General features: G+C 63.9%; 14 protein-coding genes. 7 read left to right on the top strand and 7 right to left on the bottom strand.

Going from position 1 to position 15,207, the window contains the following annotated elements; all coding sequences use genetic code 11:
• Positions 1-80 precede the first annotated feature (80 nt).
• Positions 81-1,052, top strand: coding sequence for a type I glyceraldehyde-3-phosphate dehydrogenase (locus JI744_RS01350; RefSeq protein WP_202657543.1), 972 nt, complete (start codon positions 81-83; stop codon positions 1,050-1,052).
• Positions 1,049-2,626, top strand: coding sequence for a N,N-dimethylformamidase beta subunit family domain-containing protein (locus tag JI744_RS01345; RefSeq protein ID WP_202657542.1), 1,578 nt, complete (start codon positions 1,049-1,051; stop codon positions 2,624-2,626). Before JI744_RS01350 ends, JI744_RS01345 begins: the two co-directional genes overlap by 4 nt.
• On the opposite strand, the gene JI744_RS01340 is transcribed toward JI744_RS01345, so the two are convergent.
• Positions 2,623-3,210 carry a YdeI/OmpD-associated family protein gene (locus JI744_RS01340; protein ID WP_202657541.1) on the bottom strand — a complete coding sequence of 196 codons (588 nt, stop codon included), beginning with the start codon at positions 3,208-3,210 and terminating at the stop codon, positions 2,623-2,625. The two genes, JI744_RS01345 and JI744_RS01340, sit on opposite strands and share 4 nt — an antisense overlap.
• A gap of 134 nt (positions 3,211-3,344) precedes the next feature.
• Here JI744_RS01340 and JI744_RS01335 point away from each other — a divergent pair, with 134 nt between their 5' ends.
• The 5 genes from JI744_RS01335 to JI744_RS01315 all read left to right on the top strand — a co-directional run bounded on the left by JI744_RS01335 (position 3,345) and on the right by JI744_RS01315 (position 8,848).
• Entirely contained in the window at positions 3,345-3,734 is a 390-nt protein-coding gene (locus JI744_RS01335; protein WP_202657540.1) for a hypothetical protein, read from the top strand.
• A gap of 93 nt (positions 3,735-3,827) precedes the next feature.
• Positions 3,828-5,606 carry an ABC transporter transmembrane domain-containing protein gene (locus JI744_RS01330; protein ID WP_202657539.1) on the top strand — a complete coding sequence of 593 codons (1,779 nt, stop codon included), beginning with the start codon at positions 3,828-3,830 and terminating at the stop codon, positions 5,604-5,606.
• 98 nt (positions 5,607-5,704) lie between these two features.
• Positions 5,705-6,139 (top strand): peptidoglycan-binding protein LysM, encoded by a 435-nt coding sequence (gene lysM / locus JI744_RS01325; protein ID WP_202657533.1) that lies wholly within the window; start codon positions 5,705-5,707, stop codon positions 6,137-6,139.
• A 155-nt stretch (positions 6,140-6,294) separates the two neighbouring features.
• On the top strand, positions 6,295-8,184 hold the full coding sequence (locus tag JI744_RS01320; protein ID WP_202657532.1) for an acyl-CoA synthetase: 1,890 nt from the start codon (positions 6,295-6,297) through the stop codon (positions 8,182-8,184).
• Positions 8,185-8,314: 130 nt separating this feature from the next.
• Positions 8,315-8,848 carry a DUF1176 domain-containing protein gene (locus JI744_RS01315; protein ID WP_202657531.1) on the top strand — a complete coding sequence of 178 codons (534 nt, stop codon included), beginning with the start codon at positions 8,315-8,317 and terminating at the stop codon, positions 8,846-8,848.
• A gap of 15 nt (positions 8,849-8,863) precedes the next feature.
• Here the strand turns inward: JI744_RS01315 and dtd are convergent, their stop codons facing one another.
• The 6 genes from dtd to JI744_RS01285 all read right to left on the bottom strand — a co-directional run bounded on the left by dtd (position 8,864) and on the right by JI744_RS01285 (position 15,181).
• Positions 8,864-9,307, bottom strand: coding sequence for a D-aminoacyl-tRNA deacylase (gene dtd, locus JI744_RS01310; RefSeq protein ID WP_202657529.1), 444 nt, complete (start codon positions 9,305-9,307; stop codon positions 8,864-8,866).
• Positions 9,304-10,227, bottom strand: a complete 924-nt coding sequence (locus JI744_RS01305) for a carbohydrate kinase family protein (RefSeq protein WP_202657528.1) — start codon at positions 10,225-10,227, stop codon at positions 9,304-9,306. The genes dtd and JI744_RS01305 overlap by 4 nt, the downstream gene beginning before the upstream one ends.
• Positions 10,228-10,290: 63 nt before the next feature.
• Complete coding sequence (locus tag JI744_RS01300; protein WP_202657527.1) at positions 10,291-11,253, bottom strand: phosphoribosylaminoimidazolesuccinocarboxamide synthase; 963 nt, start codon at positions 11,251-11,253, stop codon at positions 10,291-10,293.
• A 126-nt stretch (positions 11,254-11,379) separates the two neighbouring features.
• Positions 11,380-12,618, bottom strand: a complete 1,239-nt coding sequence (locus JI744_RS01295) for an MFS transporter (RefSeq protein ID WP_202657526.1) — start codon at positions 12,616-12,618, stop codon at positions 11,380-11,382.
• 339 nt (positions 12,619-12,957) lie between these two features.
• Positions 12,958-13,995, bottom strand: coding sequence for a primosomal protein N' (replication factor Y) - superfamily II helicase (locus tag JI744_RS01290; protein WP_407927487.1), 1,038 nt, complete (start codon positions 13,993-13,995; stop codon positions 12,958-12,960).
• Between the two features lie 88 nt (positions 13,996-14,083).
• Positions 14,084-15,181, bottom strand: coding sequence for an SPFH domain-containing protein (locus JI744_RS01285; protein WP_202657524.1), 1,098 nt, complete (start codon positions 15,179-15,181; stop codon positions 14,084-14,086).
• Positions 15,182-15,207: the final 26 nt, after the last annotated feature.

The raw sequence follows: 15,207 nt of genomic DNA, 5'->3' as shown, positions 1-15,207 counted from the left end.
CGCGCGCGAAGGTGGTGAGACTGCGCCCAAGACGGCCAAACAGGCCAGGACGGCCCAAAAGACCAAGGCGGAGAGACAGGATGCGCATCTTCATCAACGGCTTCGGCCGCATCGGACGGTCGGTTCTGCGGGCCTGGGCCAAGGGGGCGGTGCCCGGCATGACCATCGCCGGCATCAATGACATCGCCGATGCCGCGATGTGCGCCTATCTGTTTGAATTCGACTCGGTCTTTGGCCCATGGCCGGGCACGGTGGCCCTGACTGATGGCGCGCTGGTGGTCGATGGCAAGGCGATCCCGCTGCACCGCACATCCGATATTTCGGGCCTTGATCTGTCCCGCGTTGACGTAGTGCTGGAATGCACCGGCCGCGCCGATGCGCGCGCGGTGGCCGAACGTGGCCTGACGGCAGGCGCGCGGCGGGTGCTGATCTCTGGCCCCTCGCAAGCGGCCGACCTTACCGTGGTTCTGGGCGCAAATGACGCCACGCTGGCGGATCAGCGCATCGTCTCGAACGCCTCTTGCACCACCAATGCGCTGGCCCCTTTGGCGCGGTTGATCGATGAAAACTGGGGCGTTGTCACCGGGTCTATGACGACGATCCACTGCTATACCGGCAGCCAGCCCACGGTCGATGCGCCTGCCGCCGACTATGCCCGCTCGCGTGCCGCCGCCCTGTCAATGGTGCCGACAACGACCAGCGCGCAGCGCCTGCTGGATACCGTGCTGCCCCAGATCGCCGGGCGGATCGAAGGATCGGCGGTCCGCGTGCCGACCGCCTCGGTTTCCGCCGTCGATCTGGCGGTGATGGTGGAAAGGGTGCCGACAGTGGATCAGGTGAACGCCGCCCTGCGCGCTGTGGGGGGCGTGATCGGCTGGACTGAAAAACTGCTGGTTTCCACCGACCTGCGCGCGCGGCCCGAAAGTATCGTCATGGCCCTGCCGGAAACACGGGTCACCAAGGGCGGAATGCTGCGGGTGTTCGGCTGGTATGACAACGAATGGGGCTTTTCCAACCGGATGCTGGATGTGGCGCAAAGGATGGGGGGATGAACGGTTTCTTCACCGCAGGCCCCTTTGATGACGGTGATCCCGTTACCGGGCATTACTATGAAATGGCCTCGTCCGACCGTAACCGCCCGCAGGTCTGGGGCTATACCGATGCGCTGTCTTATCTGCCGGGTGACACCCTGCGGCTGCATCTGACCTCGACCGCAGACAAGGCCAGCCTCACGATTGCCCGCGACGGGCTGGTGCCGCAGGTGGTTTATCGCGCCGAGATCGCCACGACCTTTGCCCATACCCCTGCCGATTGTTCGGAAACCGGCTGCAACTGGCCCGAGGCGCTGGCCCTGCCGATCCCCGCGGAGTGGCAAAGCGGAGTTTACACCATCACGCTGACAGTACCGGGGCATGAAAGCCAGCATATGTTCGTGCTGCGGGCCAGCAAGCCATCCGCCAAGATCGTCATGGTTCTGGCGACGGGCACTTGGTGCGCCTATAACGACTGGGGCGGGTCGAACCATTATCAGGGGCTGTCGGGGCCGAAGGGTGATGATTTCGCACCTCATGTCAGCCTGCTGCGCCCCTGGGCCAAGGGGTTCGTGCGCTGGCCATCGGATGCGCCGCGCATCCCCCATGCCTCGCCTTTGCTGACCAAGCCGCGCTATCCCCATATGAACTATGCCCGTGCCAAGAGGATTTCGAAGAAATACGCCTCGTCCGGCTGGGCGGCGTTTGAGCGGCCCTTTGCCCTGTGGTGCGAAGCGCAGGGCATCGCGCTGGATTATACCACCCAGCACGATCTGCATCGGAACGCGGTAGAGCTGGATGGATACCCCCGCGCGCTGATTGCCGGGCATGACGAATACTGGACATGGGAGATGCGCGACCATCTGGACGGCTGGCTGGACCGGGGGGGCGAACTGGCGCGGTTTGGTGGCAATTTCTTTTGGCAAACCCGGCTTTCGGATGATCTGACCACCCAGACCTGTTTCAAATCCCGCGCTCATGCCGAAGACCCCACACCCGACCCGCGCCGTCTGACCAGCTATTGGGACGACCCGCAGGTGGCCCGGCCCGCCACCCGGACCATGGGCCTGACCGGGGCGATGGGCGTCTATGCCGGGTGGAGCCGCTGCGCCGCCCATGGCACCGGCGGGTTCCTGATCTGGCGGCCTGATCACTGGGCGATGCGGGGCACGGGGCTGGGCTATGGCGATGTGCTAGGGGCCGCGTCGAAGATTTTCGGCTATGAGGTGGACGGGATCGATTTCACCTTCCGTCAGGGCCTGCCCGAACCGTCGGAAGAGGCGGCGCTGGACGGACCGCTGACCATTGTCGGCCTGTCGCCCGCGACGACCCTGTCGCACCACACCGGGCCGCATGACCGCGACAGTTTCATCGGCACGGCGGATGCCGAAGAGGTGGCGCTGAATGTCTATGGCGCGGTCACGCCTGAGACGGTTGGCCGCGCCAGCCGGGGCAATGGCTGCATGGCAGAGTATCGGCGTGGCAAGGGCGCGGTGTTCAACGCCGCCAGTTGCGAGTGGGTGGCAGGCCTGATCGCCCGCGACCGCCCGGTGGAACAGGTGACGCGCAATATCCTGCTGGGCGGCTGGGGTTAGCGGTCGTTCAGCCCCTTGCCCGCCAGAATGGCGGGGCGGGCCTTTTCAACCCGGCCAAGCCGCGTTGCCGCCGCCTTGGCCTGACCGATATGCAGGATCCAGCTGCGTTGGCGGCCCGGCGTCAGCGCGTCGAACGCCGCGCGCAAGGGTGCGTCGGTGGCCAGGGTCTGCGCCAGCTCTTCCGGCATGTGCAGGTCGTCCTTGGCGAAATCCACCTTCATGCCCGCCTTTTCGACCTCGATCGCCTGAGCAAGATAGTCTTGCAGCACCGGCGAAAGGGCCACGATCTGCGCAAGACTGGTAAAGTTCACGACGCGGGCCGAGCGGGAATTGTCGCCCGGCGGGGCCAGTATTCCTTCAGGATCTGCCAGCAGCACGCCCTTGAAGAACCCCAGCGTCGCGCGATCCTTGAAGCCCCAGAGGATCGCCACATTGCCGCCCTGCGCGGTATAGACCGGTGAACTCCACTTCCATTCCTCGGTCAGCCCGCAGCCCAGCACGATCTGGCGCAGCAAAAGCAGCTCGGCCTGCCAGACCGGCGCTTGGGCGAAAAAGGTGTCGATCCTTGGGTCGGTCTGGCTCATCCCTGCCTCCTTCGGTGCGGCCCAAGTCTTGCGCGACTCGGTCCGCCTGTCCATCGGGTCCAGCCTGCGGCGTTGTGACTTTCCAAACTGGCCAAAACCCCGTAAACCGCCCGAAAAGCCCAACAGAGGCCGATATGCGAGCATTCCTGGTTTTTCTGATCCTGCTGTTGCCCGGTCTGGCGATGGCCGACAGCATCGAGCAGATCGACACGCCCTCGGGCGTGACGGTTGATTATGTGAAATGCAAGCGCAGCCCGAACAAGTGCATGAACGAGGCGGCAGAGTACTGCAAAGGCTCGTATCAGGTGATCGGCAGCGAAAGCCATTCGGGCATGCTGCTGACCGATACCTTTGCCGGGGCGGTGACGTGGTATTCGATGACCTTCCTGTGCGGGGTGTCCGATGGGCAGTTGCCGGACTTTCCCTATCAGAAAAAGGCCGATCCGCCGTCCACCGTGCTGCCGCCGGGGGTCAGTGCGGTGTGCAAGGCCATCGGGCGCGGCAAATCCTGCATCGTGCAATAGGGCGCGACAGCCCGCCACGCTTGCGCGGTGCCGGGCTTTGGGGGCATAAGCCGCGGGTCTGAAAGGACGGGTCTGGCAGGATAGGGGCCGAGCATGGCTGATACCACCGCAGAAAGCCGCGAGAAATCGCGGCGGGTTGGCGCGCTGAAGGCGCTTTGGCCCTTTATACGGCCCTATCGCACCATGGCAGCCCTTGCGGGGGTGGCGCTGGTCATCACTTCTGCCGTCAGTCTGATCCTGCCGATAGCGGTGCGCCGGGTGGTGGACGGCTTCAATGAGTCGATCCATCTGCTGGACCAGTATTTTCTGGCGGCCATTGGCATTGCCGGGCTTTTGGCGCTGGGCACCGGGATGCGGTATTATTTCGTTACCCGGCTGGGCGAAAGGGTGGTGGCCGACCTGCGCCGCGCGCTGTTTGACCGCGTGCTGGGGATGAGCCCGGCGTTCTTTGAAAAGGTGATGACCGGCGAGGTTCTTAGCCGGATCACCACGGATACCACGCTGATTCTGTCGGTCATCGGATCTTCGGTGTCGGTTGCGTTGCGCAATGTGCTGATGCTGCTGGGGGGCATCGTGCTGATGGCGCTGACGTCGGCCAAGCTGACGGGGCTGGTGCTACTGGTGGTGCCCGCCGTCGTGGTGCCGATCATCGTGCTGGGGCGTCGGTTGCGGAGTTTAAGCCGGGAAAATCAGGACTGGATCGCCAATTCCTCTGGCAAGGCGTCAGAGGCGCTGCTGGCGGTGCAGACGGTGCAGGCCTTCACCCACGAAACCCAGACGCGCGGCGAATTTGCCGTGGCGACCGAGCGGTCCTTCGATTCGGCGCAACAGCGGATCAGGACACGGGCGGTGATGACGGTCATCGTGATCTTCCTCGTCTTTGCCGGGGTTGTGGGTGTGTTGTGGATGGGCGCGCGCGATGTGCGGCTTGGCACGATGAGCGCGGGCGAACTGGTGCAGTTCGTGATTTACGCGGTGCTGGTGTCGGGGTCAGTTGGCGCCCTGTCAGAGATATGGGGCGAGTTGCAGCGCGCGGCGGGTGCTACCGAACGTCTGGTCGAGATGCTGGGGGCAGAGGATACGGTGCGCGACCCTGCGGTGCCGATGGCGCTGCCGCGCCCGGTGCGGGGCGAGATCGTGTTTGACGACGTGCAGTTCCGCTATCCCGCGCGCCCAGGCGTTTCGGCGCTGGACGGCGTTTCGCTGGTGGTGAAACCGGGCGAGACGGTGGCGCTGGTCGGTCCCTCTGGTGCAGGGAAATCGACGGTGCTGCACCTGTTGATGCGGTTCTACGATCCGCAATCCGGTGCGATCCGGCTGGACGGGATCGACCTGCGCGACCTGAGCCGCGCCGATTTCCGCCATGCGCTGGCGCTGGTGCCGCAAGACCCGGTGATCTTTGCCGCCTCGGCGCGCGAAAACATCCGCTTTGGCCGGCCGGAGGCGAGTGATGAGGAGGTGGAGGTTGCCGCCCGCGCCGCCGCCGCCCATGACTTTATCGCAGCTCTGCCTATGGGTTATGACACCTATCTAGGCGAACGTGGGGTGATGCTGTCGGGCGGGCAAAAGCAGCGCATCGCCATTGCGCGGGCCATTCTGCGCGATGCCGCCGTGCTGCTGCTGGACGAGGCTACAAGCGCGCTGGACGCCGAAAGCGAGCGGCTGGTGCAAGAGGCGGTCGAGCGTCTGGGCCAGGGCCGCACGGTTCTGGTGGTGGCGCACCGACTGGCCACCGTGAAACGAGCCGACCGGATCGTGGTGTTCGATCAGGGCCGCATCGTCGCGACCGGCAGCCATGAGGCGCTGGTCGCCGAGGGCGGGCTTTATGCGCGGCTGGCGCGGTTGCAGTTCACCGATGGGTCGTTGGACTGACGGGAGAAATCACCCGCTTTTCCCCGCGCGTTACATTCACCCGCTACGCATGATGTGCACGGACCCGCTGTGGGACGTGAACATCATGGAGAAGTGTAATGGGCTTTTGGGATTTTCTGCATGGTTCGGGCAAAAAGCTGGAAACCGAGACCCCCGATGCCGCCCCGACCCCGGCGGTTCTGAAAAAAGAGGTTTCCGATCTTGGTCTGGACACCACCGGCCTGGAGATCAAGGTCGAGGGCGACAAGGTAAAGCTGGAAGGGCAGGCCGTTTCGCCCGAGGTCAAGGAAAAGGTCATCCTTGCAGTTGGCAACGTGCAGGGCGTCGCTTCGGTCGAGGCCGAGGATGAGCCGAATGCCCCGGCACCACGTTTTCACACCGTGAAAAAGGGGGAAACCCTGTCGCATATCGCCAAGGCTGAACTGGGCCACGCCAACCGCTATATGGACATATTCGAGGCAAACAGGCCGATGCTGTCGCAACCCGACGAGATCTATCCGGGTCAGGTGCTGCGCATTCCGCAAGCGGCGTAAGGGGCGACGAGCCGGCACCGGCTCCTTCCGGGGCTGGATCGTCCCTGACCCGCCGATTTGCCCATGGACGCTGCGTCCTTCTTGGCAAGGCCGGCAAAACTGCCCATCATTTATGCCAATGACATCCGCGGCAGGCGGAGCCTTGGGAGGGGATCATGGGGAATTTTGCGTCCATCGCGGACAGCCGGGCCATCGAGGATGAAACTCCATGGGCCGCGCGCGATGTTGCCCGGACCATGCACGAATATGTGGGCCGCGCCAAAACCGCCCATGGGGCTAGGCCCGCAATCTCGTATCAACTGCTGTCCGATCCGGGATCAAAGGCGATCACGCTGACCTGGGCCGAATTGCACGGCAAGGTCACCCAGGCCGCTAACCTGTTTCGCGAACTGGGCGTGGGGCCGCAGGATGTGGTGGCTTATGTTCTGCCCAACTGCCTTGAGGCGGCGATCACTCTGCTGGGGGGGGCGGTTGCCGGGATCGTCAACCCGATCAACCCCCTGCTGGAGCCCGAACAGATCAGCGCCATCCTGCGCGAGACCAAAGCCAAGGTCGTCGTCACCCTGAAAGCGTTCCCGAAAACAGACGTGCCGCAAAAGGTGGCCGAAGCGGTGCGCTTTGCCCCCGGCGTGAAAGCCGTGGTCGAGGTGGATCTGGTGCGCTATCTGGCGGGGCTGAAATCGCTGATCGTGCCCTTGATCCGGCCAAAGAACCCGGTGGCCCACAACGCCAGGACGGTTGATTTCACCGCAGGCATTGCGCGCCAGCCTGCCGACCGGCTGACCTTTCCCGATGACCCGGCCGACCGGGTGGCGGCCTATTTCCACACCGGCGGCACCACGGGCATGCCCAAGGTGGCCCAGCACAAGGTGTCGGGCATGGTTTATAACGGTTGGGTCGGCCACAAGTTGTTGTTCCGCGAAACCGATGCGGTGATGTGTCCCTTGCCGCTGTTTCACGTCTTTGCCGCCTATCCGGTGCTGATGTCGATGATCGCCGCCGGGTCGCATGTGATTTTTCCCACCCCTGCGGGCTATCGGGGTGAAGGCGTGTTCGACAATCTGTGGAAGCTGATCGAGCGCTGGAAATGCACCTATCTGATCACGGTGCCCACAGCACTTTCGGCGCTGATGCAGCGCCCGATCAATGCCGATATCTCCACCCTGCGCGGTGCGTTTTCCGGTTCTGCCCCCTTGCCCCTAGAGCTGTTCACCCGGTTCGAAAAGGCCACCGGCATCCAGATCATCGAAGGTTATGGCCTTACCGAAGCGACCTGCCTTGTGGCCTGTAACCCGCCCGAGGGGCGAAAGAAAATCGGTTCGGTCGGGCTGCCCTTTCCCTATAGCCACGTCCGCATCCTGCAAAAGACGCCCGAAGGGTTCCGCGATTGCGCAGTGGACGAGGTGGGCGAGATTTGCGTCGCCAACCCCGGCGTGTTCGAAGGGTCAACCTATACCGAGGTGGACAAGAACCGCGACCTGTTCGCCGAGGGGCGATTTTTGCGCACCGGCGATCTGGGCCGGCTGGATGCGGAAAGCTATCTTTACATCACCGGGCGCGCCAAGGATCTGATCATCCGGGGGGGCCACAACATCGACCCCGCTACGATAGAAGAGGTACTGATGGGCCATCCGGCGGTGGCGATGGTGGGCGCTATCGGCCAACCCGATGCCCATGCCGGCGAGGTGCCTTGCGTCTATGTCGAACTGGTCAAGGGGGCCGCAGCGACGGAGGACGAACTGATGTCCTATGCGCAGGACCATATCAGTGAGCGGGCCGCCGTGCCGAAGCATCTGGAGATTTTGTCGGAACTGCCAAAGACGGCGGTGGGCAAGGTGTTCAAACCCGATCTGCGGCGGCTGGCGATCACGCGCACCTATGATGCGGCATTGGCCGGGGCCGGGCTTGCCGCACAGGTCACCGAGGTGATCGAGGATAAAAAGCGCGGGCTGGTGGCGCGCCTTTCGCGGGATGGCGCGGTTGACGAGGCCAAGGTTACATCGGTTCTGGGCGGGTTCACCCGGCCCTGGGAATGGGCGGACTGATCGAAACCCGTCATTCTGGTGGATTTTGGAAACGATTTCGGGCGGTCATCTTGCGGATGACCGCCTTTTTCATTTTGCAGCGCGCACTTGCCGCATTATTCCTATCACCAATTCGTGAGGGAGTTAGGGTATGAAAAAAGCTATTCTAGGCGCGGTCTTCGCCGGGGTTATGGCGCTGTCGGCGGCACCGGCGTTGGCTGAAGCGAAATCGCAGATCGTGTTTCAGCACAAACACTGGCAGGTCGAGGTGATTGCGCTGGACGATGGCACGATGTCCTGCACGGCAGCGGTGGACGGCGGCAGCGACAGTTTCACCATCTGGGTGTTTCAGGACAAATCGGTGCGGTTGCAGTTCTATTCCACCTCTTGGGATTTCGGCGAAGGCCAGACCGCCGATCTGCAAGTTGCCATCGGCAGCCGTGCGCCCTGGAACCTGACGGGGGCAGAACTTTACAAGAATTCGGTCCTGTTCGACCTGCCCGACAGTGATCAGGGCGTGAATTTCCTGATCGAGGTGGCGCAGGGCAGCCGGCTTTATCTGCGCAGCGCCGATGGGTCGGATGTGGTCGATTATTCGCTGGCCGGATCGAACGCCTCGATCAATGCGCTGGTCGAGTGTTCTGATGCACTGAGCAAGGGCGGCGATGCCAACCCGTTCAACTGATCGCGGATAGGCAGGTTACAGGGTGTCGGTGTCCAGCCAGATGGTCACCGGCCCCTGATTGACCAGTGACACATCCATATCGGCGCCGAAGATGCCGTTTGCGACCGCAATGCCTTCGGCCGCAATCCGGGTGGTGAAATAATCATAAAGCCGCTTGCCCTCATCCGGGGCAGCAGCGGGGCTGAAGCCGGGGCGGTTGCCGCGCAGGTCGGCGGCAAGGGTGAACTGGCTGACGATCAGGGCAGCGTTGCCCGCGTCCTTGACCGACAGGTTCATCTTGCCCGCCTCATCCTTGAAAATCCGCAGCTTGGCGATTTTCGCGGCCAGTTTGTCGGCCTGCGCCTCGGTATCGCCCTGCATGGCGCAAACGAGGATCATCAGACCGGGGCCGATCTCGCCGACCACGGCTCCATCGACGGAAACGCTGGCGCGGCTGACGCGCTGAAGAACGGCCCTCACAATTCGTTCCGCCAAGGCGGGTTTGCGCCGGGGCGGCTGACGGTGATGGCGGCAGAGGCGACGCCCAGAGAGAGGGCGGCATCCAGCTCGGCATCGGTCAGCACCCCGACACGCGCCTTGGTCAATGCACCGGCCTCGTGCAACGCGCAAAGGACACCCGCGTTGAAGGTGTCGCCCGCGCCGACGGTATCGGCGACGGTGACCTTGTGGGCGGGGACAAAGCGGTCTTGGCGGGCGGTAACGGCGCGGGCGCCCTTGGCGCCTTCGGTGATGAAGACGGCCTTTGGCCCCTTGGCCAGAAGGCCGCGCGCAAGAGTGGTCAGATCGCCCTCACCCATTAGCCAGTGCAGGTCTTCATCCGACAGCTTCACCAGATCCGCCCGCGCGATCATCCGCTCAATCCGGCCGCGGTATTCGGTTTCCTTGCCTGCGATGAAACCGGGGCGGATGTTGGGGTCGATCATGGTGACGCGGGTCGCCGCCTCACGCGCTTGCAGCGCCTCATAGGTGCTGGCGGCGGGGTCGTTCACCAGGCTGATGCCGCCGACAAAGACGGTGCTGATTTCGGGCGGCAGGGCGGGCAGGTCGGCGGTGGCCAGCATCCGGCCAGCGGTGCCTTCATCATAAAACGCATAGGTCGCCTGACCGTTCACCAGTTTGACAAAGGCAACCGTGGTGGGGCGGTCGGACCGCGCGAGGAACCGGGTCTCCACCTGAGAGGCCGCCAGCGTTTCTGCCAGAATCTCGCCCAGCATGTCGGTGGACACGCCCGAGAAAAAGGCCGAGGGCGCGCCCAGACGCCCCAGTGCGATAGCAGTGTTGAACACGGCACCGCCCGCATAGGGGGCAAAACACGCCTCACCGCTGGTGGCGGTGCGTGGCAGCATGTCGATCAGGGCCTCACCTGCGCTGAGAATCATCTGGTTCCTCCATTCCCGTTCGCCGGATTTAGCCGAAAGCGCGGTGTTTGCGCAAACATTTGCTCAGGTGGTGAAGAATTGCCGCAGGTTGCTGCGCACCCGCGCCAGCACGGTTTCGCCCGTCAGATCGGGCACGAAAGCGGTGCCGGTGATCATCTCATAGGCCTCAATATAGGCGCGGGCGGTCTTTTCGATCATCTCGGCCGGAATCTCGGGGATGTCATCTACATAGGGGTCGCAGCGCGCGGCGACCCAGGCGCGGATCACATCCTTGTCGAAAGAGGCGGGGCGCTCGCCCGTCTCGAACGCTTTGGCATAGCTGTGTGCGATCCAATAGCGGCTGGAATCGGGGGTGTGGATTTCGTCGGCGATCAGGATGTTGCCCGCGGCATCCAGCCCGAATTCGTATTTGGTATCGACAAGGATCAGACCGCGTTCGGCGGCCATCTTTTGCCCGCGCGCGAACAGCGCCAGCGCCTTGGCCGACACGTCATTCCACTGCGCTTGGGTCAGCAGGCCTTGGGCGATAATTTCGGTCTCGGTCAGCGGCTCATCATGGCCGCCGTCAAAGGCCTTGGAGGTGGGGGTGATGATCGGGGCGGGCAGCGCCTGATTGTCGCGCATCCCGTCGGGCAATGTGTGGCCATACATCTGGCGCACGCCCTTTTTGTACATCGTCAGAACCGAGGTGCCTGTGGTGCCCGCCAGATAGCCGCGCACCACGATTTCCACCGGCAGGATGGTGACCAGCTTGCCCACCACCACATTGGGGTCGGGGTAGGCCAGCACATGGTTGGGGCAAATGTCGGCTGTGGCATCGAACCAGAACCGCGCCATCTGGGTCAGCACCTGGCCCTTGTAGGGGATGACGGCCAGAATACGGTCAAACGCGGAAATCCGGTCTGACGAGATCAGGATGCGGCGCTGATCCGGCAGATCATAGCAATCGCGCACCTTGCCGAAATAGGGGTTCGGCAGGTCGGCAATCCGCGCTTCGGGCAGGGTGCGGGTCGGGTCATAGTGCATGGCGGCGGTCCCTTTGTCGTCCTTGTCGCTATGGGCAAGGGGGCTTGTGCTGTCAACCAGGGAAGGGGGCGCTGCCCCCGTCGCGTGCCGCGACTCCCCCGGAGTATTTTTGCCAAGAGGAAGGGATCAGGTGCCGTCCAGCCGTTCGATCCGGCGCAGGGTGGGGAAGGCGGCCATCCACAGCGCCACAACGGCCAGCGTGCCGACGCCGCCGATGACACCCGCCGCCACCGGGCCAAGGGCACCCGCCACCATGCCGCTTTCAAACTCTCCCAACTGGTTCGAGGTGCCGATGAAGAGCGAGTTCACGGCATTGACCCGGCCCCGCATCTCATCCGGTGTCATCAGCTGCACCAGCGAGGAGCGGACGACGACGCTGATATTGTCGGAGGCGCCGACGACGAGGAGCGCCAGAATGGACAGGGTGATGTTGGTGGACAGCGCGAAGACGATGGTGGCAAGGCCAAAGACGGCGACGGCGGCGAACATCTTTTTGCCCGCGCCGCGCCGGATCGGGTGGCGCGCGACGTAAAACGACATGAGAAGCGCGCCGATGGCGGGTGCCGCGCGCAAGAGGCCAAGCGCAAAGGGGCCGCCGTCTAGGATGTCGCTGGCGTAAATCGGCAGAAGTGCTGTGGCTCCGCCGAGGAGGACGGCGAAGAGATCGAGCGAGATCATGCCCAGCACGGCAGGCGTTTGGCGGATGAAGGCAACCCCGGCAAAAACCGTCGCAAGGGTCACGGGCGCTCGGGCCGCAGGTGGTGCTATCAGCCGGATGCGCGAGACGGCGATGCCTGCGGCCAGAAACAGTACGGCAGAGGTGAAAAACGGTACCAGCCTGTCCACGCCATAGAGGATGCCGCCCAGCGATGGCCCGACGATCAGCGCCGTCTGCATGAAAGAGGTCGAGGTGGCGATAGCGCGTTGCAGCATGGCGGGCCCGACGATGCCGGGCACCAGCGAGGCCATGGTGGGCCGTTCGAACGCCTGTGCCGCGCCAAGGACCGCGACGGCGGCCAGAATACCCGGCGCGGTCAAGAGCCCGTGCCAAGCCAGTGTGCCGAGGGTCAGCACGGTGACCGCCTGTACCCATTGGCAGATCAGCCCGATGCGGCGGCGATCATAGCGGTCGGCGACGGTGCCGACCACGAAGGTCAGGAGCAGCATCGGCAGGAACTGGCAGAACCCGACCCAGCCCAGCATCCAGGCGCTGCCGGTCAGGTCGTAGATCATCCACCCCAGCGCCACGGTCAGCGACTGAAACCCCAGCGACGAGCAGGTGCGCGAGGTGAGGAAGAGGCGATAGTTACGGTTTTGCAGGACGTGTTTGCCCTGCATCGTGGCATCGGTCTCGGAAAGGATCATCGCAGCGTCCTGATGCGGCGTTCCGGTTGGAACAGGGCCGGGCTAGACCCGTGGGGAGGGGGTGTCAACCGCAGGCGGGTGCCTTGGCGGCGGATCACGAATATCTGTTTTTAAGAGTCATGTTTTCACGGGTGGCGCGCCGGGAGCATTCGGCTCGGGCGTACCCCCGGCCCTTTTGGCGTGCGTGCAACGCAAATAACTGCGGGCGCTTGGGATGCGCGGTAAGGTGCATGATCTCAAACATCACGCTAGGGGACTATTTATCGCCCACGGCGGCAGGGGAGGGGCCCATTGGAACGGGCGGTATCCTGTGCCAACCCATTTACGGCAAGAGCGCCCTCAGCGGTTCAGCATGCCCTGATCGTTCAGGTAGAAGGCGACGCCGACGATGGCCGCCACGGCCAGAATGGCAAGGGTGATCTTCCAGATGCTGTAGGGGCGTTCGCCGCGCACCTCTCCGGTCTGACCGTTGACCAGAAACTGATAGCTGCGCCCGTTGTATTTATAGGCAGCCATCCAGATCGGCAGCAGGATGTGCTTGAAGGTTTCGGCGCGGAAGGTGCTGTCGATGTCGGTGATGCGCTGTTCGTCGCCACCGATGTCGCGGCGCACATCCTCGGCGATCACCCGGCCCATCCAGTCGCGCGCGCGGGAATGACCGTCAGACAAGGGGACGGTGTAGCCTTCGGCCTGAAAACCCGCCAGATAATCAGGCGAATAGGGGGCAAGGGCAGACAGATCCCAGTTCGACAGCGCATTGCCCAGATGGGGCGGAATGCTGGTGGAGGCGAGGATCAGCACATCGTCGAACGCCCGCGCAACCCGCCCGGAAACGCTGGTCCAGCGGGTGTGGCGCACCTGTTGCTGGCGACGCTCGGTCCGGCCATTCACCTCTACCGTGACCCATTCGGTGGTGTAATAGTAATCGCCCCTTTCGCCGGAATAGCGACTGGCGCTGTCGGCATCAAAGGTCCAGTAGGGCACATAGATGCCCGCCATGGCGCGGCCCTTGCGGGTGAATTCCAACAGGCGGTTCGGCGCAAACCACAGCCCCCCCAGCCAGCCGGTCAGCCTGTCGCGCGCCTGCGCCTCGGTCAGTTGAAAGGGCACGACGGCCTGCGGTTTCAACCGCCGCTGGCTGCCGGTATCAATGACGACGGGGGTGGCGCAGAACGGGCATTCGGTGGCGTGGCTGGCGCCCTGAAATTCGACGACAGAGCCGCAGTTGGGGCAACGGGTGGTGCGCACCTCTGCCGTCGCCTCATCCGGCAGATCGTCGCGCAGGCCTTGGGCAAGATCCAGTTCCCCAAGCGCGCGGGCGCGGCGGGGAGCGTCGGCGGCGGGGATGGTTTCGACATGGCCGCAATGGTCACACACCAGTTGCGTTTGCCCGGGGGCAAAACGCAACTCGGCCCCGCAGGCGCTGCACGGCCAGCGGTGTTCCTGTGTGACCTTGGGGACCACGTTACACCGCAGGCGGGGGCGGCGGCACCTGCGCCAGAAGGCGCGTCAGATCGGTGTCGGCGGCGGGTTTCCAGCCGTCTTGCCCGGCGGTCCAAACCAGCGTCGCGCGGGTCAGACTGCCCGTTTGCGCCATCTGTGCAAGGTCAGCCTCGCTGAACGGGCCTTTGGTCTGGCCATTGTCCGCGATATGCCAGGCCTTGCCCGCAGGGGGCGGTGGCGGCGGGGCGGCGGGCGCTGCGGCGGCCGGGGCCGCGCCCCATGGTCCCATGTTCTGACCCATCGCGGCCCCCATGCCGGCGGCCATGCCCGCGCCCATCATCGTGCCCGCGCCGGAACCGGGATTGTCCAGCGATTCCGCGGCGTTGAACTGCATGTATTTCGACAGATCACCCGCGACCCCTATCGAGGTGCGCTTGTCCAGCACCTTTTCGACTTCTTCGGGCAGGCTGATGTTCTCGATATAGAATTCCGGGATCGACAGGCCGTAATCGCCCACCTTGGGCGTGATCGCCGTGGCGATCAGCTTGCCCAGATCGCCGGTGTTCCCGGCCATGTCCAGCACCGGAATGCCCGATTTCGCCAGGGTCTGGCTGGCTTCTTGCACGATCACATTGCGGATCTGGTTCGAGATTTCGTCGGCGGTGAACTCTCCATCCGTGCCGACGATCTCCTTGATGAAGGTGCCCGGATCGGAAACCCGCATTGAATAGGTGCCAAAAGCGCGCAGGCGCACCGGACCAAATTCGGGGTCGCGTGCCATGATCGGGTTCTTGGTGCCCCATTTCTGGTCGTTGAAGCGCGTGGTGTTGACGAAATAGATTTCGGACTGGAAGGGCGACTGAAAGCCGTGGTCCCAGTGCTGCAAGGTCGTCAGGATCGGCAGGTTGTTGGTTTCCAGCATGTAAAGGCCGGGGCCGAACACATCGGCCAGCTGCCCCTCATGCACGAAAACCGCCGCCTGCCCCTCGCGCACGGTCAGCTTGGCACCGTATTTGATCGCATTCCCGCGCCGTTCGAACCGCCACACCATCGTGTCGCGCGTGTCGTCCAGCCAGGAAATGACATCGATGAATTCGCCTTTGAGAAAATCGAAGACCATGGGTCACTCCTTCCCCTGAAACGGGG

It is taken from the genome of Fuscibacter oryzae, from assembly GCF_016765795.1.
Taxonomy (GTDB): Bacteria; Pseudomonadota; Alphaproteobacteria; order Rhodobacterales; family Rhodobacteraceae; genus Fuscibacter; species Fuscibacter oryzae.
Note: the sequence above shows the minus strand (reverse complement) of the source record. Positions and strands in the feature narration are given on the sequence as shown.

Bases quoted from the DNA above. Each gene is read 5' to 3' on its own strand.
- JI744_RS01300 (WP_202657527.1), bottom strand. From the start codon at position 11,253: ATGCACTATGACCCGACCCGCACCCTGCCCGAAGCGCGGATTGCCGAC.
- JI744_RS01320 (WP_202657532.1), top strand. From the start codon at position 6,295: ATGGGGAATTTTGCGTCCATCGCGGACAGCCGGGCCATCGAGGATGAA.
- JI744_RS01305 (WP_202657528.1), bottom strand. From the start codon at position 10,227: ATGATTCTCAGCGCAGGTGAGGCCCTGATCGACATGCTGCCACGCACC.
- lysM (WP_202657533.1), top strand. From the start codon at position 5,705: ATGGGCTTTTGGGATTTTCTGCATGGTTCGGGCAAAAAGCTGGAAACC.
- JI744_RS01315 (WP_202657531.1), top strand. From the start codon at position 8,315: ATGAAAAAAGCTATTCTAGGCGCGGTCTTCGCCGGGGTTATGGCGCTG.
- JI744_RS01335 (WP_202657540.1), top strand. From the start codon at position 3,345: ATGCGAGCATTCCTGGTTTTTCTGATCCTGCTGTTGCCCGGTCTGGCG.
- JI744_RS01285 (WP_202657524.1), bottom strand. From the start codon at position 15,181: ATGGTCTTCGATTTTCTCAAAGGCGAATTCATCGATGTCATTTCCTGG.
- JI744_RS01295 (WP_202657526.1), bottom strand. From the start codon at position 12,618: ATGATCCTTTCCGAGACCGATGCCACGATGCAGGGCAAACACGTCCTG.
- JI744_RS01350 (WP_202657543.1), top strand. From the start codon at position 81: ATGCGCATCTTCATCAACGGCTTCGGCCGCATCGGACGGTCGGTTCTG.
- JI744_RS01330 (WP_202657539.1), top strand. From the start codon at position 3,828: ATGGCTGATACCACCGCAGAAAGCCGCGAGAAATCGCGGCGGGTTGGC.
- JI744_RS01340 (WP_202657541.1), bottom strand. From the start codon at position 3,210: ATGAGCCAGACCGACCCAAGGATCGACACCTTTTTCGCCCAAGCGCCG.
- JI744_RS01345 (WP_202657542.1), top strand. From the start codon at position 1,049: ATGAACGGTTTCTTCACCGCAGGCCCCTTTGATGACGGTGATCCCGTT.